The sequence below is a fragment of the Streptomyces sp. TP-A0356 genome (genome assembly GCF_001417775.1).
Taxonomy (GTDB): Bacteria; Actinomycetota; Actinomycetes; order Streptomycetales; family Streptomycetaceae; genus Streptomyces.
The window spans coordinates 21559-40678 of record NZ_BBZJ01000029.1 but is presented as its reverse complement, the minus strand read 5'-3'; the positions used below and the strand labels follow the sequence as shown (position 1 = coordinate 40678).

Below are 19120 nucleotides of genomic sequence, written 5' to 3'. Positions count from 1 at the left end.
TCCAACAAACATTCCCCCTCTCGAAATCCGGCAACCGTGTGTCAGGGCGCAAGCGGCAGCACGCTCGCTCCCTGGCTGTCCAGGTCCAGCCGGTTGGCGGCCCAGCCCTCGCCCGCCAGGTCGGCCACCTTGTCGGCGCTCTCGTCGTCGGCCAGCGCCAGGACCGTGGGCCCCGCGCCGGAGATCACCGCGGGAATCCCGTCGGCCCGCAGCCGCTCCACCAGCGCCGCGCTCTCCGGCATGGCCGGGGCGCGGTAGTCCTGGTGGAGGCGGTCCTCGGTGGCGGGCAGCAGCAGCTCGGGGCGCCTGGTCAGGGCCTCGACGAGCAGGGCGGCACGGCCCGCGTTGGCAGCGGCGTCGACGTGCGGCACGGAGCGCGGGAGCAGTCCGCGCGCGGTCTCGGTCAGGACGGGCTTCGCGGGTACGAAAACCACCGGAACGATGGAATCCGCGGGGTCCATGCGGATCGCGCGGGCGGCGCCGCGGTCCATCCAGGAGAGCGTGAAACCGCCGAGCAGGCAGGCCGCGACGTTGTCCGGGTGGCCCTCGATCTCGGTGGCGAGCTCCAGGAGCGCGGCGTCGTCGAACCGACTGTCGCCGCCTATCGTCACGGCGCGGGCGGCGACGATTCCGGCGCAGATCGCGGCGGAGGAGGAGCCAAGGCCACGGCCATGCGGAATGCGGTTCGCGCAGACGATTTCCAGGCCGCGCGGCTGCCCACCCAGGGAATCGAAGGCAGCGCGCAGGGATCGTACGAGGAGATGGCTCTCGTCGCGCGGGAGTGTCTCGCTGCCCTCACCGGCGATGTCGATGTGCAGCCCGGAGTCGGCCACCCGGACGACCACGTCGTCGTAGAGCCCCAGCGCGAGGCCGAGGGCGTCGAAGCCCGGGCCGAGGTTGGCGCTGGTGGCGGGGACGCGCACCCGGACGGCGGCGGCGCGGAACGCTGGACCGGCCATCGCTCGATGACTCTCCTTGAGCTGCGTGATGGTCGAATGACATTCGATACGGCGGAAGACCCGAAGGCCGCGGGGGCGGCGAGGCACCGCGGCATATGCGGCGGGCGGGTTCAGTACAGCCTATCGAAGGAAGGTTCTGTGGCGACATAGGGCGCACAGGAGGCGCACGATGCGTGTCGTAAGCCCCCTGTGCCCCCTCTGCGGGATGCCCACAGGGTTGTCCCCCGCGGACGGCCGCGTTACGCGAGCCCGAGCCGCTCGGCCGCCGTCGCCGCGTCGACCGGGACCGTGACCGGCTGCGGGGCGCCCGCGACGGCCCAGTCGGGGTCCTTGAGGCCGTTGCCGGTGACCGTACAGACGATGGTCTGACCCGGGTCGACCTCGCCCCGCTCGGCGGCCTTCAGCAGCCCGGCGACGGACGCGGCGGACGCGGGCTCGACGAAGACACCCTCCTGGGCGGCCAACAGCCGGTAGGCGCGGAGGATCTCACGGTCCGTCACCTCGTCGATGACGCCGCCCGACTCGTCCCTCGCCGCCAGGGCGTACTGCCAGGACGCCGGGTTGCCGATGCGGATCGCGGTGGCGATGGTCGACGGGTCCTTGACGACCTCGCCGCGCACGATCGGGGCGGAGCCGGACGCCTGGAAGCCCCACATGCGCGGGGTCCGCCGGGCGACGCCGTCGGCGGCGTACTCCCGGTAGCCCTTCCAGTAGGCGGTGATGTTGCCCGCGTTGCCCACCGGCAGGACGTGGATGTCCGGCGCGTCGCCGAGCATGTCCACGATCTCGAAGGCCGCGGTCTTCTGTCCCTCGATACGCACCGGATTGACCGAATTGACCAGCGCCACCGGGTAGTTGTCGGACAGCGACCGGGCGAGCGTGAGGCAGTCGTCGAAGTTGCCGTCCACCTGGAGGATCTTCGCCCCGTGGACGAGGGCCTGGCCCATCTTGCCGAGCGCGATCTTGCCCTGCGGCACGAGCACGGCCGACACCATGCCGGCGCGTACGGCGTAGGCGGCGGCGCTGGCGGAGGTGTTGCCGGTGGAGGCGCAGATGACCGCCTTGGCGCCCTCCTCCTTGGCCTTGGAGATGGCCATGGTCATGCCGCGGTCCTTGAAGGACCCGGTGGGGTTGGCGCCCTCCACCTTGAGATGGACGTCACAGCCGGTGCGCTCGGAGAGCACCCGCGCGGGCACTAGCGGCGTACCGCCTTCGCGGAGGGTGACGACCGGCGTGCTGTCGGACACCGGCAGCCGGTCCCGGTACTCCTCGATGATTCCGCGCCACTGGTGGGTCATTGCTGGTTACTCTCCTTCAACCCGCATGATGCTGGCGACACCCCGCACGGTGTCGAGGCTGCGCAGCGCCTCGACGGTCCCGGCCAGGGACGCGTCGGACGCACGATGGGTGACGACGACGAGGGAGGCCTCACCGTCCTTGCCCTGCTGGCGAACCGTATCGATCGAGACGTCGTGCTCGGCGAACACGGTGGCGACCTGGGCGAGAACACCTGGTTTGTCGGCGACGTCGAGGCTGATGTGGTACCTCGTGACGACCTCGCCCATCGAGGACACGGGCAGCTGGGCGTACGCGGACTCGCCGGGCCCGGTGGAGCCGCTGAGCCGGTTGCGGCAGACGGCCACGAGGTCGCCGAGCACGGCGGAGGCGGTCGGCGAGCCGCCCGCGCCGGGGCCGTAGAACATCAGCTCACCGGCTGCGTCGGACTCGACGAAGACGGCGTTGTACGCACCGCGCACGGAGGCGAGCGGGTGGGTCAGCGGAATCATGGCGGGGTGCACGCGCGCGGTGACCGAACCCCCGTCGGCGGCGCGCTCACAGATCGCCAGCAGCTTGATGGTGCAGCCCATCTCCTTGGCGGAGGCGAAGTCGGCGGCGGTGACCTCGGTCATGCCCTCGCGGTAGACGTCGTCGAGGCGCACGCGCGTGTGGAAGGCGATACCGGCGAGGATGGCGGCCTTGGCGGCCGCGTCGAAGCCCTCGACGTCGGCGGTGGGGTCCGCCTCCGCGTACCCCAGGGCGGTGGCCTCGTCGAGGGCCTCCTGGTAACCGGCACCGGTCGAGTCCATCTTGTCGAGGATGAAGTTCGTGGTGCCGTTGACGATGCCGAGCACCCGGTTGACCTTGTCCCCGGCCAGGGACTCGCGCAGCGGCCGGATCAGCGGGATGGCACCGGCGACGGCGGCCTCGTAGTAGAGGTCCTTGTCGTGCTCCTCGGCAGCGGCGTGCAGCGTGGCCCCGTCCTGGGCGAGCAGCGCCTTGTTGGCCGACACGACGGACGCACCGTGCTCGAAGGCGGTGGTGATCAGCGTCCGAGCGGGCTCGATCCCGCCGATGACCTCGACCACCACATCGATGTCGCCGCGTTTGACGAGAGCGGTGGCGTCGGTGGTGATGAGATCGGCCGGGATGCCCTCCCGGACCCTGGAGGGCCGCCGCACCGCCACGCCGGCGAGCTCCACGGGAGCGCCGATGCGGGCCGCGAGGTCGTCGGCGTGCGTCGTCATGATGCGCGCCACCTCTGAGCCGACAACCCCACAGCCCAGCAGCGCCACCTTCAGCGGACGCGTACGCATCATCCGACCTCGTCTCCTCATACGGTCTACGGTTTGCCCAGTCTCACTCACCGGACGGGAGTTTCTGCCCCTCGTCCGGATCGTGAGACGTCTATTTCATTTTGTCGGCGGCGAAAGACAGGAAGATCTTCCGCCGGGCTCGGGGCCCCTCGGGAGCCGCCCCGGGACCGTCACCCCACATCGAGGCGAAGGAGGTCCTCCTCCGTCTCGCGGCGGACGATCACCCGGGCCTCGCCGTCGTTCACGGCGACGACGGGCGGGCGGGGCACATGGTTGTAGTTGCTGGCCATCGACCGGCAGTACGCGCCCGTGGCGGGCACCGCGATGAGGTCGCCGGGCGCCAGGTCGCCGGGCAGGAACGCGTCCCGTACGACGATGTCGCCGCTCTCGCAGTGCTTGCCGACGATACGGACCAGCACGGGCTCGGCGTCGGAGGTCCGGGAGGCGAGGGCGACGCTGTACTCGGCGTCGTACAGCGCGGTGCGGATGTTGTCGGACATGCCGCCGTCGACGGAGACGTAGGTGCGCAGCCCGTCGAGGGGCTTGATGGTGCCGACCTCGTACAGCGTGAAGGCGGTCGGCCCGACGATGGCGCGCCCGGGCTCGACGGAGATGCGCGGGGTGCGCAGCCGCGCGGCGTCGCACTCCCGACCGACGATCTCGGTCAGCGCCTTGGCGATCTCGTGCGGCTCACGGGGGTCGTCGTCACTGGTGTACGCGATTCCGAGGCCGCCCCCGAGATCGATCTCGGGCAGCTCGACGCCGTGCTCGTCCCGGATGTCCTTGAGGAGACCCACGACCCGGTGCGCGGCGACCTCGAAGCCCGACATGTCGAAGATCTGCGATCCGATGTGGCTGTGGATGCCGATCAGTTCCAGCCCGTCGAGTTGGAGTGTCCGGCGCACGGCCTCGGCGGCCTGACCGCCGGCCAGCGGGATCCCGAACTTCTGGTCCTCGTGAGCGGTGGCGATGAACTCGTGCGTGTGCGCCTCGACGCCGACGGTGATCCGGATCTGCACCCGCTGCCGCCTGCCGAGGGACGAGGCGATGTGCGCCACCCGGACGATCTCCTGGAAGGAGTCGAGGACGATCCGCCCGACCCCGCTCTCGACCGCCTTGGTGATCTCCTCGGTGGACTTGTTGTTGCCGTGGAAGGCGATACGGTCGGCGGGCATACCGGCGGAGAGGGCCGTGGCGAGCTCGCCTCCCGAGCACACGTCCAGATTCAGCCCCTCCTCGTCGAGCCAGCGCACGACGGCGCGGGAGAGGAAGGCCTTGCCCGCGTAGAAGACATCGGCGCCCGCCCCGAAGGCGGTGCGCCAGGCCCGCGCCCGGGCCCGGAAATCGGCCTCGTCGATGAAGTAGGCGGGGGTGCCGAACCGCTCGGCGAGCGTCTTGACGTCGACGCCGCCGACGGTGACGACGCCGTCGGCGTTGCGGCCGACGGTCTGGGCCCACACCTTCGCGTCCAGGGCGTTGAGGTCGGCGGGCGGGGCGGAGTAGTGCCCCTCGGGCAGGACATCGGCGTGGCGGGGCCCGGCGGGGTGTGCGGAACGGCTCATGACGGTGTGGGCTTCCTCAGAGGTAGTCGGGGGCGCTGATGCCGAGCAGGGACAGGCCGCCGGCCAGCACCGTCCCGGCCGCTTCGGCGAGGGCCAGCCGGGCGCGGTGGGCGGCCGAGGGTTTCTCGTCGCCGAGCGGGAGCACGGTGTGCTGGAAGGCGAGCAGGGCGTCGGCGACCGCGACGAGGTGCCGGGCGAGCCGGTCGGGCGCACGGTGGGCCGCCGCCAGGGTGAGGACATGGGGGTACTCGGCGAGGGCACGCACCAGGGCCGTGGCGTCCGGTACGTCGCCGGGAAGGCCGTCGAACCGAAGGCGCGCGGCGTTACGACCGAGGGCACGCGCGCGGGCGTGGGCGTAACGGACCCGGAAGAGGGGGTTGCTCTCGCGCTGCAGCAGATGGTCGGCGGTGATCCGGGGCCGGTCGTGGGCGGCGGGGTACAGCAGCGCCCAGCGAGCGGCGTCGGGCCCGAGCGGAGCGGGGTCCTCCGGCGCCGGAACCGGCCGCAGGTCGACCTGCTCACCGGGACGCGCGTGATCGACCTCGACGCGCCCCCCCTGGCTGGCGATGATCCGCACGAGGGTGTCGGCGACGACTTCGGCGCGGATGTCATAAGGGATGCGGAGGGGGATGACGTGGTGGGCGAGGGTGGCGGTGTGGCCGTAGGGGGGGGTGCTGGGCTTGGTGTTGCTGGGCTTGCTGCTGGGATTGATGTTGCTGAGGTTCTCGGGGTTGGTGTTGCTGGGGTTGCCGGTGTTTCCACTGATCGGGTCGGGGTTCCCGCTGTGAGGGCCGGGGTCGGCGCTCGTGTTACCGCTGTGGTGGTCGCTCGCGGGGTGACCACTGTTGTGGATACCGCGGTCGAGGATCTCGCGCACGAGGGCGGCGGTGGCGGTGGCCGGTTCGAGGTGGATGTTCAGGAAACCGGGCCCGGTGATCTCGACATCGGCGACGCCGTTGGTTTCGCGGATGCGGGGGCGCAGGATCTCGGCGACATCGAGCGGCGCACGCCCGGCCGGACGGGCCAGCTGAAGCGCGATGTTGGTGGCGTAGTCACCACGGCCACCGGGCCCGGGCGGAGTGACCACGGCACGTGCGGGCACGGACACGTTCAGCTCCCCGTCATCGACAGCACGACGCACCGCGCACAGCACGGTACGGGAGAGCTCGACGGGGGTCACGGCACAAGGGTATGGGAGGAGGGGGGTAGGTATGCGAACTGGTTTGGGTGGGGTGGGAGGTGTGGAGGGAGCTGGTGGGGTTGACGGTGTGAACGGAGTGGGTGGGGTGGGTGGGGTGCGATGTGGGATGGGGCTGGCCGGGGATGGTGCTGGCGTGAGATGGGGCTGGCGGGGCGGGGAGCTGTCCGACGACATCTGCCGACCCGGAAGCGTTCAACCAGGTGTTGCCGGCGCTCAGCCAGCCGTGGACGACGCTCAGCGGACTGTGGATGGCGCTCAACCACTGTCGGCGGAACTCAGCCGTCCGGGTGCCCACCTGCACCGCACGCCGCAGAGGCCCAGCCTGCGTGGGAGGCCGCGTCTGGCCGGGAGGCCCCGTCTAAGCGGGAGGCCTGGTCTGGGCAGGAGGTCCGACGGTCCCTACATGCCCGTCGCCGACTTCGAGACCGCTCCCGCAGGCGGACGCCCCCTCCCCGAGCGGCTCACGACGCTCCATCAACTCCCTCACGAGCCGGACGAGTTCGGACGGCTCGAAGGGCTTGGCGAGAAACGCGTCGACGCCGACGTCGAGGCCGCTCTCGACCTCGTACTGAGTACAGGCGCTGATGATGGCGAGGGGAAGCCCACGGGTCCGGGGGTCGGCCCGCAGCCGCGCGGCGGTCCGCAATCCGTCCAGCCGCGGCATGACGACGTCGAGGGTGACCACGTCAGGCCGCACCTGATGGACGACGTCCAGACACTCGGCACCGTCGGCCGCGGTCACGACCTCAAGACCCTCCAGCTCGAGGTTGACCCTGATCAGCTGCCGGATGACCTTGTTGTCGTCCACAACAAGAACCCGGCCGGACGCGCCTGACACAACTCGAGAGTAGGTCGGCACAGGGTGCCGCGTCCGGGTTTTCCCGACTTCCACCCCGTCCGGGCGAGCCGCCTCGAGCCCCCCGGGAAACCGTTCATGAAGACCCCGAAAGAGCTGGTAGGGTTCTACCCGTCGCCGCAAACACCGCGCCCGACACGCCCCCGTAGCTCAGGGGATAGAGCAACGGCCTCCGGAGCCGTGTGCGCAGGTTCGAATCCTGCCGGGGGCACCCTGCATGAGGTGCCCAAAGACCCCGTCACCAGCGGAAACGCTGAGGCCGGGGTCTTCGTGTATGTGCAGGCGTATGCGGCCCTGAGCAGCCCTAGGACGGGGTCTGTGGACTATTCGTGGACAGGATCTTGGGGCATCAGCCCGGGTCAGCACCGGAAAAGACCGAGCCCCGTGGAACATCTACCGGCCCGGCGCCTGCCGGGTCCACGACCTAGGGAAGCCATCAGGCGGACAGGTCGGCCTCGGCGTCCAAGCGCAGGGACTCAGCTTGAACCTCTGTCGCGTTCAGGGTGAAAGCGATGACCCCGTTACCTTCAACGCGCGTCTCCGCCGTCAGCTTCAACGGGCTGACACCCAGAGCCGCGGCGATCTCGGGAGCGAGGTCGAACGCGGCCCACTTCCACTCGTCCTCGTCCTCGTCTGATTCCGTCGCCTCGTCCCATACCGCCGGCAATCCGAGTTGCTTTCGGCGAGCCCGTTCGAGGGGCAGGGGCTCTCCCAGCGTCAAGTAGGCGTTCTCCGCTTCTCCGGTCTCGCAGTAGCGCCGCAGCACGACACCGTCCTGAGCAACGAGCCAGGCCGAACCATCGCCCTGTGCCCCGTAGTAGTACGCCTGCGCCTGGCCGTAGCGGGCGCTCAGGTCCCGGCACAGGTGCAGCACGTCGTCGCTGCGCTCAACATCGCAAGGGTCGCACCACGGACCGATGACCAAGGTCCACCCGTCGAGTTCTGGGCTGACGTACACCCGAGCCATCCCGTCGGGATTGCCCTCCGACCCTCCGTGGCCGTCATCATCGATGATCTCCTCGGCTTCGGCGAACGTCACGGGACGAGGCTGGACAAGCCCCATCAGTTCCATGACCCCTGCTTGATCACCCGTGGGTACAGCGATCCAGTACAGCCAGCATGTGGCCAAGACTCTTGGCAGATCAACAACGGAAGGGCGCACGAGCACACACTGCCATGCGGCCTCAGGACCCACAGAACCCCCGGCACGCGATCCCGGTGATGAGCCCCGACCGGGATGGACCCGCCTGCCGGGGCTTCCTCGGTCCCGCCATTGAGGGTGGTCGGGACTGCCGGGCTTTTGGATAGGGCCCGCCTCTTTCACGTTCTGCCCAACCACGGTCCACAGTCCGTGCGCAGCTGCCACTGTGTCCGCAGGCAACTTCCGCACTGCCAAGGGGGATTCGTGCGCCGTATCGTCCTGCTCGTTCCCGCCATCCTGCTCGCCGCCGCCTGCCACAGCGGCAAAGCCGTGCCGACCGTCGACGGCAGCGCCCCGAGGGGGAAACCAGCCGCATCCCCTTCGGCCTCGTCCTCGGAGAGCGCACCTAAGCTGCCGGCCCCGAGCTTCAAGCCGGGCACGTGGTGTGCACATCATCCGACGTCGCAGTGGTGCCAGAGCCCGTTGCCCTCGGACATCACGGAACCCGTACCCTCGGGCCCGGAGATCAGCAGCGCCAATGACGAGGCGTTCAAGTGCTACTTCGAACCGACGAAGTGCAGCGCAACCCCTAGCCGATGACCCCACGGTCGCGGCTGCCAGCGTCGCGGCGACCCCCGTAAACGACAGCCGCTGACCCTGAGTGTTCGTGACTGGCAGTCTGTCTGTCTCAGGCGACCGAGGGTCAGCCTGCGGCGGCTTAGCTGGCGTAGTTGGGCATGGCGGACAGAAAGGCACTCAACTCTGCGACCTCGGCTGGCGTGAAAGCGCGCTTCGGGACTGGGACAACAATCCGCTTCGTGACGTAGAGAAGAAAGAACTCCGGTGTCTCAGCCAGCTTGACGAAGCGATGCCACGCCACCTCGGACGTGCTGCCCGGCTTTCTGAGGACCGCCTTGTCCTCGCTGAAGTCCACTTCCATCGGTCCGGGGACTCGGCGCAATGCCTTCGCGATGGACCGCTTCGCACGCACGGTGAACTGCAGGGGAAACAGGACACCGAAGGTGACTGCGGCGGTGCCGAAGGGGATCTGTCCAAGCGTGAGCTCGGCTATGCCGCCGACCAGCACAACCGCGGAGCACGACCACCACAGGCGCCGTCTCGCGCGGAGGCCGGCCTTCACGCCGCGATAGCTTTCGTCGACGTTCTGATCGTAGGTGGTAGTGACGTTCATGAGCCCTCCCCAGTTGATCACTCGGCAGCGCATCATCTCAGCCAGGTGGACCGACCGACACTCGCACCCCCTAATCGCATCTTGCATGCGGTTGTCAGCCACTGAACTGGGCTTTTGTTGGGCGTTGGCACGCGCGCGGCACATCAGGGACACGCGTCGCGGTGACCGGAACCGTGCGGCCGAGCGTCACCAGCCGGTGTAGCGTCGTGATCAGCAGTCGTGGTTCCGAAGTCCCGTTCGCCCGTGATCGTAATCGCGGCGTTTTTGCTGTTCAACGCCTCTCCGGACCAGGGCGATCACCTCCGGATCCAGCGCGGTGCGGGACCCTCACTCGTACTCGCGCAGCAGCTGTTCGATCAGTAGCGCTCAGCACTCCACGCCCTCGCCAGAGCGGCCTTGTCCCGGTAGAGCTCGTAGAACACACGCTCCAGCGGACGGCGATCACCGCGGTGTCCCGAGTAAATGACTGTCCCAGGTTCGTTCGCCTGAATCTGCTCACCAGTCCGTGCAACCAGGTCATCGAATGCGGCCGCCGCGGCTTCGTCCTTCCAGGTGAATCGGATAAACAGTCCAAACATGCCAGGTTCCCTCTCATCAGCGTCTGGTCGGCGCCCGTCCATCATGAGGCCCTCGCGGGACGCCCATCGGGCCGACCTGGCGAGGAGCTCACAGGGTGACCAGAGTCGGTGCGTAGACGACCATCTCTGACATCGGCCTCAGGGAGCTCCGCGACAAGGCGAAGGTCCCCGGATCGTCCAGGGACCTTGAGCCGGGCGACGCATGTGCTCACTCGTATTCGCGCAACAGCTCTTCGATCTTGCGGTTGGCGATGTCCTGTCGGCCGTCGATGCACTTGGCGTAGCGACTCAGCAAGACCTCAACACTGTTGCCGGCGCGTTCGGCCACCTCAGTAGGATCCACACCGGAGTTGAGCCACGTGGACAGCGCCGAGTGCCGGAGGTCGTACGGTCGAGCAGCGAGCGGAGAGGCGACCACGGCCGGCGGGAGGGCCAGCTCTCGCGCTTCCTGCCACACGCGGTAGTACGTGGACGAGCCGACCACTCCCCCGCGCTCATTCTTGAACAGCCGCCCGTCATCCGCAGCGCCGAACGTGGCCAAGTGCTCCCGGAGGATCGTGACGAGCTGGGGCGGGATCGGCACTGGCCGGACCTCCTCCACGGGTCGGTTCTTCAGTCCGCGGTCGTCATGCGTCTCTCCGGAGTCGGTCCACAGCTTGCCGACGCTGGGGCGGGTGCGGTTCAGCAGCGCTGTACCCCAGCCGTCCGCGGACAGCTTCAGGTCTGCCCTCGTGAGGCCGACGGCTTCGGCCGGGCGTAAGGCGCCGTAATACATGCAGGCGAACAGCCCGACGAGTCGACGGCCGCGAGCACGGCCGTACCCGCCAACGTAAGAGACCGCAGTCAGCAGAGCGCGAGCCTGCTCCGGATTGGCCACCACGCGGGGATCTACTTCCCCGGCGACCTTCGGCTTCTTCCACCGAATCGCAGTGATCGGGTTTTCTTTGAACTCGCCCAGGTCCACCGCGTAGTGCATCGCGTTGACGAGCGTGCGCCGCTTGCGCCGTACGGTTTCCGCCGCAGCCGCCGTCCCGTCGAGCTTGAGCTTCAACGAATCCAGGACAGCCCTGCCAATCGCCGCGTCGCCGAGGTCTGAGAGAGGGCGCGAAGCCTTGGCCACCCAGTGCAGGGTGTTGGCGACCTCGGGCGGCACCTCGCGATCATCGGGGCCAGGAAGAACGAAGGCCCAGTTGCGGAGCGCCTTCCTCAGCACCTCGTCAGCCGGCCGTCCCGGACGCTCGTCGAGGAGGGCCACCGTTACGGCGGTCAGGGACTCGTTGATCCCGTCTCGCGTGTTCGGCGCAGCGTGCGGCCACTTCATGGCGAGGTACTTCAAGGCGAAGGCATACCAGGTCATCGAAGGCGCCTTCTCGACCAACGAGTCAGGCAGCCCTGTCACCGTGTCGAACTCTTCGCCTGCGTGGGTGGCGTGGAGGATCTTCGAGCGGTAGTGGTCCGCAAGCGCCTTGGTGCGGAACTGCTCGGAGAAGACGTTCCCAGCCACGGTCCATCTGACGTCGTAGGAAGACTTCTTGGTGTTCCTCTTCCGGACGCCCCACACCTTCACATCGAGAGACTTCACGCCGCCGCCTCCAACTGCCGCAGCCACGTCGCGAAATCGCTCCGCCAGACTCGAAGCTCACCGTTGGGCAGCTTGAACGCGGCCGGTCCCAGACCCAACTCGCGCCATCGATAGAAGGTCCGCCGAGAAACCCCGCCCAGCTCATCCAGGACCTGGTGCACGGTCATCAGCTCGTCGTGTCGGCGGTCCATGTCGGCTCTCCTTCCGTTCCGGGGGCGGGTTCGATGGATGTGGCGAGCCAGGTCTCCGCAGCGCTGAGACCAGTGCCGGCGAAGACCCAGTGGGCGAGGACCAGCGTCGTTTCGCTGTCCTGCGGGGCGGCTGGAGCCGCTTGGGCCCGGCGCCAGTCGGCGCGAGCCTCGCGGAGGGAACCGAGGGTGGTGGAGTAGCGGCGGGACTTTGTGGAGAAGTGGCCGCGGAAGCCGAGCATGTGAGCCCAGGCCCTCAGGCGGAGGCCTGCCAGTTCAGGACGGGCACCGAGGGCCCAGGCGGTGCGGATCATGCGCCGGGCGTGATCAGTGATCCGGGCTTGGGCCAGCTCGGCGAGGAACCTGATCGGCCGGTCCAGGGTGCCGGTGGCCGTCTCGGCACCCTTCGTAGCGTACTTGGCGATATATGCCGCTACGGCTCGCTCGGTCAGCTCCTGGCCGTCGTCGAAGTCGGCGGAGCGGATCGGGCGGACATCGAGCTGACGGCCGAAGACGAAGCGGTGCGTTCGGCCGTCGATCTCCGGCCCGTCGACGCGCGCGGCGGTGGCGGCGGCGGCCCGGATGGCGTCGGTGAGCAGCTCGGCCGTGGCCCATGCCGGGGGTGCGGTGTCTCCGCCCTCGGGGCCGTCGATGCGGATAACGGCGTGGAAGTGGACGGCACCGCGCTTCTGGTACTCGGCCACCTTCGCGAAGGAGACCCGGGCATGGTGCCGGAACGCCCGCTGAGTGAGGCCAGCGCGCTTGGCGACCTCCCGACGGAGGTAGATCGAGAAGCGCCGCCACAGGGCGCCGGCGTGCGCGTTCCAAAGAACGGCCGCTTCATAGTCGTACCTGTCCGGGTCGAGGGGCGTGCCCAGGGCCGGGTCCTGCTCGTCGTGGCGGATGCCGCAGCGGCAGTCCCGTCCACCAGAGGGGCGGTTGTGGACCGGGCCGAAGCCCGGGGCGGTGAACGTGGCGAAGACGCGCGGATGGGTCGCCACCCGCTCCGACGTGCCCTTGCCGCCACGCAGTCCGGCAGTGATCAGGTGATAGGTGTCGCGGCGGTAGGTCTCGGCGCAGGCCGCACAGCGGGTTGCGCGGCGGTTGTTGCAACGGACGAGGAGCTGACCGGCAGGAAGGGCGGCAGAGTCCAGGTGACGCAGGACGTTGCCAATCTCGCCGGTTTCCTTGTTGACCGCATACTCCGTGCGGTGGCCGTCGAGGCGGACGGGGTGGGTGCAGCCACCCAGGCCGGAGAGTTGGTGGGCCAGCTCGGGCATGGTGCCGAGGGAGGCCAGCATGGAGAGTTCCCGCAGCGGGGGCGGAGTGTGCCGGGTGATGATGGGTGCTCCTTTCGGCTGTTTCGGCGGTTGGGAGGACGGGCCCCGGGGCGGCGGGATGCTTGGCGGGTGTTGCCGCCCCGGCGGCCGGTCAGCGCTTGTTGGTGCCGTTGAGCAGGGAGCGCAGGACAACGGCGGCGATGGCCACGGACACGGCTGAGACGGCGACGGCCGCCAGGAGCGCGGTCAGCACCACGCCGACGACGACCACGGCGACGACCGCGCCCGCGTAGGGGGTGAGCGACCGGCCCATGGAGGGCACCGGAGCCTTCGTCTGCTGGTAGACGAGGGGCGTCGTCGGCAGCGTCGGGACATCGGGCAATTTGGGGCGGAACATGGCGGACCTCCTTGTCACTTGCGGGTGCCGTTGACGACGCCGACCCCGGAGCGGGTGCCGGACTCGATGGCGGGGGCGAGGAAGGTGTGTGAGAGCCAGAAGCCGAACAGGGCGATCACGACGGCGACCCACAGGCGGATGCCGAGGAACTTGATCGCGGCCCAGGCGATGACGCCCAGGACGAAGACGAGCGGGAGTGAGACGGTCACGGCGATCTCCTCAGCGGGCGGCGCAGCGGTGGGTGCGGGCAGCCAGCTCGGCGGCGGCGCGGGAGTCGTAGTCCGTGGAGAAGCCGCAGCGCGGCGCCGTGCAGGCGGCGGTGTGCTTCTCACGGCCCCGGCCGTCGTAGTACGTGCCGACCTGGACGGGTCCGATGCGAACGACGTTGCGGAATCGGCGGTTGGCGGGCATGTGCGCTCCTCTCAGAGCTGTGCGGCGATGGCTTCGGCCAGCTGCGCCGGGACGCCGAGCCGTGCCCGGAGGGTCGGGGTGTCGATGGCCGCGCCGGTCCGTGCACGGTGCTCGGCGGCGACCTTTCGGGCGTGGTCGACGAGGGCGGCCGGGACCGGCACCGGGGAACGGGCGCTGGCCGGTCGCCGTTCAGGCGCAGGTCGCGGTTCAGGCTCAGGGCCGGTCGGCTCGGGGATGACCGGTGCGGGATCTTCGGTCGCTCCGTGTGGGGTGTGGGCGAGGAGGGTGCCGCCGAGGAAGGCGACCGCGGGCCATCCGGCGACAAGGATGCGGAGCCAGGCGGGTACGGTGCCCAGGTCGAGCAGGCCGGCGGTGGCGACGTTGGCGCCGAGTGAAGCGGTCAGCGCGACGAGGAACCAGCACCACCCGGCGGCTTTCGCCCCGCCGGAGCGCAGTCGTCGCCAGGCCGCCACCAACAGCAGGTCGACCGAGACCGGGTACGCCCACGCCTTCCACCCGTGCTGCCCTGCGGCCGAGGCCAGGTCGTGCAGGTGGGCGAAGGACAGCGCGGCGGCAATCACCGCTTGGATGAGCACCGCATCGACGCGGGCCAAGTGGGCGCGCACGGTTCAATTCCCTCCAGTGCGGTCAGTCAGTGGACTTGAGCTCATCGGCCCGAGCGCGGGCAGTGGCGGCGACCTCGGCCGCTTCGGTGTCGCCGGGCCAGTCGGCGGCGATGCGTTCCAGCAGGTCCGCCTTACGGCTCATGAGTTCGGAGTAGTCGCCGACGCCAAATTTGCGGTGGTCGGCCAGGTCGGCGATCAATGCCGTGACGTCGGGAATGGTTGGGCGGGACAAGGTGGCTCCCTCGGTTTCTGGGCATGGCGGGGTAGGGACTTGGCGCGAGACGGACGTGCCGGCCGTTGGGGCGTGGTGAGCGGCCTACTCGGCGATCGGGACGGGCTTGAGCAGGGATGCCGGGGCGTCAGCCGGACGGAGCGGCACCGCGGGCCGGAAGGGTTCGAGCGAGGGCAGGTCAGGCACCAGGTGCGCCGATTCCCGGCAGATTTCAGCAGCGTCGGAGAGGGACAGGAACGGCGTGCGAATGCGGGACCAGCCGCCGGAGGTGTCACCGGCCACGGCCAGGCCGGGCCGTTCGGGGGCGATGGCGCAGGCGGCGTACACCGCTTCGGGGGCGATGTCGCCGAGCGCCATCTTGGCGGAGGCTTCGTCGTTGACGCGGTGGCAGACCCGGCCGGTCAGCTGTGCCCTCAGCATGGTCGCGCCCTTACCTAGTTCAGCCCCGAACCGCTGCCCGCACACCTCCAGGTAGATCCCGGCCGCGCGACCGAGCTGGGCAAGGCGGATGAGCTGGGTGACCATCTCGTCGCGCCGTTCCTCGTCCTTGCGCGTGGCGACGAGGAACAGTTCGGCCACTTCGTCGACGAACAGCACGATCGGCACGGGCCGTTCCTTCTCGGGCAGGCCCCAGATGTCCGACGTGATCTCCTCGTCTTGGGTGTCGGGCGCGACGTTCTGCCGGGCCTTGATCAGGTCGTACCGCTCCTCCATCTCCTTCACGAGGACCGGCAGCAGCTCGGCCGCCTGCTGGGGATCGGTCGCCAGTGCCGATAGCCGCGGGGCGAAGGGCGCGAGCTCCACCCCCCGCTTGCAGTCGATTCCGACCAGCGCGACCGGCTGCTGTGCCAGCCCGGTGACCAGGTGCCGCTGGTACATGGACTTCCCCGACAGCGTTGCGCCGAGAGTGAGCTGATGCGGGATGGTCCGGTAGTCCCGAACGAAGGCCGTCGCGTCCTCCCTCAGGGCCACCGGTACTTTGAGGAGTCCGCCGCCCGCCTTTCTGGGCATCCGGACGTTGCGCAGCACGTCGAAGCCGACGAGCCGCAGTTCCACCACCCCCGGCCTCACGTCCGTCACGTACACGGCGTGAACGCCCCAGGCATGCCGCAACCGCTCCGCCGATGCGGCGACATCCGCCGGCTCCTGCCCCGGAGCCAGCCGCAGCCGAAGCCGCAAGCCTGTCGAGGTGGGCCGGATGACTCCCCGGCGAGGAGGCACAGGCCGGATCTCACGGCGAGTCGTTGCCTTGACTGCCAGAGCCCGCAGCCGGGAGGGCTGGTCGGTCAGGCCGCACGCCTCCATGACGGAGCCGTACGAGCCCAGGAGCCGGGCCGTCGATATCGGCAAGCCGACCGTAGACCAGTAGACGCCCGGGTGACGAGCCCGGGTGTAGGCGGCCCCGCCACCGAGCCCGGCGAGGGGGCCACCTACCTCCAGCAGCGTCAACCAGTCCGACATCAGGCCGAGGCCTCAGCCGAAGCCGGGAAGGCGGCCGGTGTGACGGCGGCGGCGCGAAAGGCGATGCCGTGCCGCTGCTGACCGTTGAAAATGGTCTCCCACGGCCGGGCCACCAGACCCGGAAGCGAGACCGGGGCACCGAGGGTCAGGCCCTCGGTGATGCCGCTTTCCGGCACGGTGACCTTGATGAGCGAGGACTCGCCGTCCTCGATGTAGACGGCGCCGATCGTCATGAGCGCCTCGCCGCTGGTGGCGTCCTTGGCGATCTCTCCGGTCTGGCGGTCCCGAACCTTGGGTTCCGGGGCTTCGGTCAGCAGGATGGTGGCCGCCGAAGTCTCCACACGGATTACACGCACAGAAATGCTCTCCCTTGCGTTGCGCCGCACACGCGTACGGCTGCATTCAGTGACGAATGACTACGCAACGGGAGGTTGACCTCATACCGACTGGGCGCGATACGCTCCAGGAGCGTTGATGCCAAAGACGCACCCGGCCTGAGTGGGCTGCCTCCCGCTCAGGCCACATCTGTTTTCTGTGGCCCTTCCGCTTACGCACCGGTGCAGGTCTGCCTTCCTGCTCCGGCCCGTTCGCATGTCCACACCACCAACTCCGCTGGACGCGAAGGGGCGTGCCGACACCAACCACAGTAACCCGTACTCGAAGTACTGTCTAGTACTTCAGGTACCAGTCCGTACTTCGTGTACGCCCAACTCCGCCGCCAAGGCGCGAAGTTCCTCAGAGGGCGGCTGGGCCATGGTCAGCAGGTCCGCCGCGAGCTGCTTCACCATCGGCAGGGCCCGCACCATCTCGGGCGACAGCTCACGTGCCCTCAGCAGGGCTGAGACCGCGTCAGCGACCTGTCGGCGCTGGGCGTAGGCCCTGGCGACATCGATCTGAAAGCGCGTCTGCCGTTCCGCGGACAGCCCCGACTCGTCGACGGCCTGCGCGGCCCGCAGAGCGACTCCGGCATCCCCCAGGTCGACCGCGACGGCCACCTCGTGCAAGCCAACGTTGGTCGGCCCGAACTCGGTGTTGTAGTCGTTGCGCCCATCGCCGACCTGTTCGGCCATCTCACGAGCCTCACGGAGATACCCGTACGCCTCATCGGCCAGGTTCAACCGAGCGGCAGCGACCGCCCGTTGGAGGGTCAGCGCACCACGCAGCGCCACCGCCTCGACCTGTCCGGACTCCGCCAGAGATCGCAGAGCCTCAGCCGCACTCCCGGACACCTGGGCCGCCTGCTCGAAGTGCCGCGCGCCGAGAAAGACCAGCGACAACCGGAACTCACCGGCCGCCATCAGCAGCGGATCATTCGCCCGCTCGGCAGCGACCACGGCACGGTCGACAGCGATCCAGGCCGCCTCAGGCTCCCCCATGTTCGCGAGCGCGCCGCTGCACGTGTGATACATGACCGCCAGTAGCCGAAACAGCTCGGGACGCTCCGCTTCTGGAACCGAGCGGGTGGCCGACTCCAACCCGGGGACGAGCTCTTCGAGCAACTCGGCCAGGTCGGCGTAGTTGCCCTGGTGTGTAAGCGACCAGGCGCGGTCGACCTCGGCGCGAAGCGCCGGGATATCGGGGGAAGCGTTCTGCTGACCGAGGACCGCCTTCAATGAGTGCGCGGCGCTCAGCACCATCCGGAGCCGACACGCCCCGGGCGGCTCACCTTCGGCCACCGACGCCACGATGGGGGCCTCGGCCGCCAACTCGGCGACCGGAATCTCCAGGACGTCGGCGACCTTCTCCAGCACGGTCATCCGGTCGATGCGGCGCACGCCCCGCTCCACCTGGGACACCCACGCTTCCGAGCGCCCCAGCAGGCCGGCGAACTCCTTCTGTGACAGCCCCCGGCGCTTGCGGTTGAAGGCGATCTTGCGGCCGAGCGCCTTTTGATACTCAGTACTCAACGTCCACACCCTTGCCGGACACGAAGTCCAGGCGATCAACCTCCGTGGCCGAGAGGTACCGGTCCCGCTCGGACAGGAAGGCCTGCACGTAGTCCTTCGACTCGTGCTCTTCGAAGGCGTCCTTGTCCCGGTAGAGCTCGTAGAACACGCGCTCCAGCGGACGGCCGTCAACGCGGTGCACGGTGTAGATCACCGTGCCGGGCTCGTTCGCACGGATCTGCTCCCCAGTCCGCGCCACGAGGTCATCGAACGCAGCCGCCGCCTCTTCGTCCTTGCAGGTAAAGCGCACAAACAGACCGAACATGCGAGGTCCTCTCTCCATCGGCATCCAAGTCAGCACCAGACCGCACGCCGAACGCTATGCGCCGGGTCGCCCGCACGAAAAGTACGAACCCACACTCTCGGTACGCGCACATTCGGTACGGTGCTAGTACTAATTGTACGGCTCTGCATGGGCCGTGTCAGCCAGTCGGCACGGCTGACACGGAAGACAGCAGGTCACCCGCCATGGAGGACGCCATGCCCACCCACCGACACACCTTCCCTGGGGATCCTCAAGAACTCCGCGCCGCGCGCAACTGGACCCGCGCCACGCTGGACGAGCACCCCCACTCCGAAGACGCCGCGCTGATCGTGACCGAACTCGGCACCAACGCCCTCATGCACACCGCCAGCGGCGACGACGCCGGCACCTTTCACGTCACGCTCACCGTCTCCGAGCTGGCCGTCACCATCGCGGTGACCGACTCCGGAGACGCCAAGACCAGTCCCGCGATCCAGCATCCATCCCCCAACTCCACCCACGGCCGCGGACTCGGCATGGTCTCCGCTCTCGCCGACCGCGTTGTGGTCCAGGGCGACGACTCCGGGCGCACCGTCACCGCCGAACTGCGCGGCCGGGCAGAGCTCCGGGAGTCGGCACCGTGTTCGTGAAGCCCGAGCAAGACGACCAC

At 69.1% G+C, this 19120-nt stretch carries 22 protein-coding genes and 1 tRNA gene; 2 read left to right on the top strand and 21 right to left on the bottom strand.

What is annotated here, in order from left to right; genetic code table 11:
• Window positions 1-41: 41 nt before the first annotated feature.
• The 6 genes from thrB to ASC56_RS30405 form a co-directional block, all read right to left on the bottom strand.
• Window positions 42-959 carry a homoserine kinase gene (gene thrB, locus ASC56_RS30430; protein ID WP_055494809.1) on the bottom strand — a complete coding sequence of 306 codons (918 nt, stop codon included), beginning with the start codon at window positions 957-959 and terminating at the stop codon, window positions 42-44.
• A 239-nt stretch (window positions 960-1198) separates the two neighbouring features.
• Complete coding sequence (gene thrC, locus ASC56_RS30425) at window positions 1199-2257, bottom strand: threonine synthase (protein WP_055494808.1); 1059 nt, start codon at window positions 2255-2257, stop codon at window positions 1199-1201.
• 6 nt (window positions 2258-2263) lie between these two features.
• A complete protein-coding gene (locus ASC56_RS30420; RefSeq protein ID WP_055494807.1) occupies window positions 2264-3556 on the bottom strand; it encodes a homoserine dehydrogenase in 1293 nt (430 codons plus the stop codon).
• A 167-nt stretch (window positions 3557-3723) separates the two neighbouring features.
• Window positions 3724-5115 carry a diaminopimelate decarboxylase gene (lysA, locus tag ASC56_RS30415; RefSeq protein WP_055494806.1) on the bottom strand — a complete coding sequence of 464 codons (1392 nt, stop codon included), beginning with the start codon at window positions 5113-5115 and terminating at the stop codon, window positions 3724-3726.
• A 16-nt stretch (window positions 5116-5131) separates the two neighbouring features.
• Window positions 5132-6295, bottom strand: coding sequence for an ArgS-related anticodon-binding protein NrtL (nrtL, locus tag ASC56_RS30410; RefSeq protein WP_055494805.1), 1164 nt, complete (start codon window positions 6293-6295; stop codon window positions 5132-5134).
• A 379-nt stretch (window positions 6296-6674) separates the two neighbouring features.
• Entirely contained in the window at window positions 6675-7208 is a 534-nt protein-coding gene (locus ASC56_RS30405; protein WP_079102797.1) for a response regulator, read from the bottom strand.
• Window positions 7209-7311: 103 nt separating this feature from the next.
• Between ASC56_RS30405 and ASC56_RS30400 the strand changes: the two genes are divergently transcribed.
• A tRNA-Arg gene (locus ASC56_RS30400) sits at window positions 7312-7383 on the top strand.
• A gap of 225 nt (window positions 7384-7608) precedes the next feature.
• On the opposite strand, the gene ASC56_RS30395 is transcribed toward ASC56_RS30400, so the two are convergent.
• The 15 genes from ASC56_RS30395 to ASC56_RS30325 all read right to left on the bottom strand — a co-directional run bounded on the left by ASC56_RS30395 (window position 7609) and on the right by ASC56_RS30325 (window position 18471).
• Window positions 7609-8211 carry a hypothetical protein gene (locus tag ASC56_RS30395; RefSeq protein ID WP_234377118.1) on the bottom strand — a complete coding sequence of 201 codons (603 nt, stop codon included), beginning with the start codon at window positions 8209-8211 and terminating at the stop codon, window positions 7609-7611.
• Between the two features lie 820 nt (window positions 8212-9031).
• Window positions 9032-9505: a YcxB family protein gene (locus tag ASC56_RS30390; protein ID WP_159039727.1), complete on the bottom strand. Its 474-nt coding sequence runs from the start codon at window positions 9503-9505 to the stop codon at window positions 9032-9034.
• A 356-nt stretch (window positions 9506-9861) separates the two neighbouring features.
• Window positions 9862-10083, bottom strand: coding sequence for an antibiotic biosynthesis monooxygenase (locus ASC56_RS30385; RefSeq protein WP_107309385.1), 222 nt, complete (start codon window positions 10081-10083; stop codon window positions 9862-9864).
• Window positions 10084-10291: 208 nt separating this feature from the next.
• Window positions 10292-11665, bottom strand: coding sequence for a tyrosine-type recombinase/integrase (locus ASC56_RS30380; RefSeq protein WP_055494801.1), 1374 nt, complete (start codon window positions 11663-11665; stop codon window positions 10292-10294).
• Complete coding sequence (locus tag ASC56_RS30375; protein WP_055494800.1) at window positions 11662-11856, bottom strand: AlpA family transcriptional regulator; 195 nt, start codon at window positions 11854-11856, stop codon at window positions 11662-11664. The genes ASC56_RS30380 and ASC56_RS30375 overlap by 4 nt, the downstream gene beginning before the upstream one ends.
• Entirely contained in the window at window positions 11832-13154 is a 1323-nt protein-coding gene (locus ASC56_RS30370) for a replication initiator (protein WP_055494799.1), read from the bottom strand. The genes ASC56_RS30375 and ASC56_RS30370 overlap by 25 nt, the downstream gene beginning before the upstream one ends.
• Before the next feature lie 130 nt (window positions 13155-13284).
• Window positions 13285-13530, bottom strand: coding sequence for a hypothetical protein (locus tag ASC56_RS30365; RefSeq protein WP_055494798.1), 246 nt, complete (start codon window positions 13528-13530; stop codon window positions 13285-13287).
• A 14-nt stretch (window positions 13531-13544) separates the two neighbouring features.
• Window positions 13545-13739 carry a hypothetical protein gene (locus ASC56_RS30360; protein WP_055494797.1) on the bottom strand — a complete coding sequence of 65 codons (195 nt, stop codon included), beginning with the start codon at window positions 13737-13739 and terminating at the stop codon, window positions 13545-13547.
• Window positions 13740-13749: 10 nt separating this feature from the next.
• Window positions 13750-13941, bottom strand: a complete 192-nt coding sequence (locus tag ASC56_RS30355; RefSeq protein WP_055494796.1) for a mobile element transfer protein — start codon at window positions 13939-13941, stop codon at window positions 13750-13752.
• An 11-nt stretch (window positions 13942-13952) separates the two neighbouring features.
• Window positions 13953-14567 carry a DUF2637 domain-containing protein gene (locus ASC56_RS30350; RefSeq protein WP_055494795.1) on the bottom strand — a complete coding sequence of 205 codons (615 nt, stop codon included), beginning with the start codon at window positions 14565-14567 and terminating at the stop codon, window positions 13953-13955.
• Between the two features lie 22 nt (window positions 14568-14589).
• Window positions 14590-14799, bottom strand: a complete 210-nt coding sequence (locus ASC56_RS30345) for a hypothetical protein (RefSeq protein WP_055494794.1) — start codon at window positions 14797-14799, stop codon at window positions 14590-14592.
• 84 nt (window positions 14800-14883) lie between these two features.
• Window positions 14884-16260 (bottom strand): FtsK/SpoIIIE domain-containing protein, encoded by a 1377-nt coding sequence (locus ASC56_RS30340; protein ID WP_055494793.1) that lies wholly within the window; start codon window positions 16258-16260, stop codon window positions 14884-14886.
• Entirely contained in the window at window positions 16260-16616 is a 357-nt protein-coding gene (locus ASC56_RS30335) for a hypothetical protein (RefSeq protein ID WP_055494792.1), read from the bottom strand. The genes ASC56_RS30340 and ASC56_RS30335 overlap by 1 nt, the downstream gene beginning before the upstream one ends.
• A gap of 321 nt (window positions 16617-16937) precedes the next feature.
• Window positions 16938-18176 (bottom strand): helix-turn-helix transcriptional regulator, encoded by a 1239-nt coding sequence (locus tag ASC56_RS30330; protein WP_234377117.1) that lies wholly within the window; start codon window positions 18174-18176, stop codon window positions 16938-16940.
• Window positions 18157-18471 (bottom strand): putative quinol monooxygenase, encoded by a 315-nt coding sequence (locus ASC56_RS30325; RefSeq protein WP_055494791.1) that lies wholly within the window; start codon window positions 18469-18471, stop codon window positions 18157-18159. Before ASC56_RS30325 ends, ASC56_RS30330 begins: the two co-directional genes overlap by 20 nt.
• A gap of 215 nt (window positions 18472-18686) precedes the next feature.
• Here ASC56_RS30325 and ASC56_RS30320 point away from each other — a divergent pair, with 215 nt between their 5' ends.
• The gene (locus tag ASC56_RS30320) at window positions 18687-19100 is read left to right on the top strand and encodes an ATP-binding protein (RefSeq protein ID WP_234377116.1); all 414 of its coding nucleotides are present in this window, start codon (window positions 18687-18689) and stop codon (window positions 19098-19100) included.
• Window positions 19101-19120: the final 20 nt, after the last annotated feature.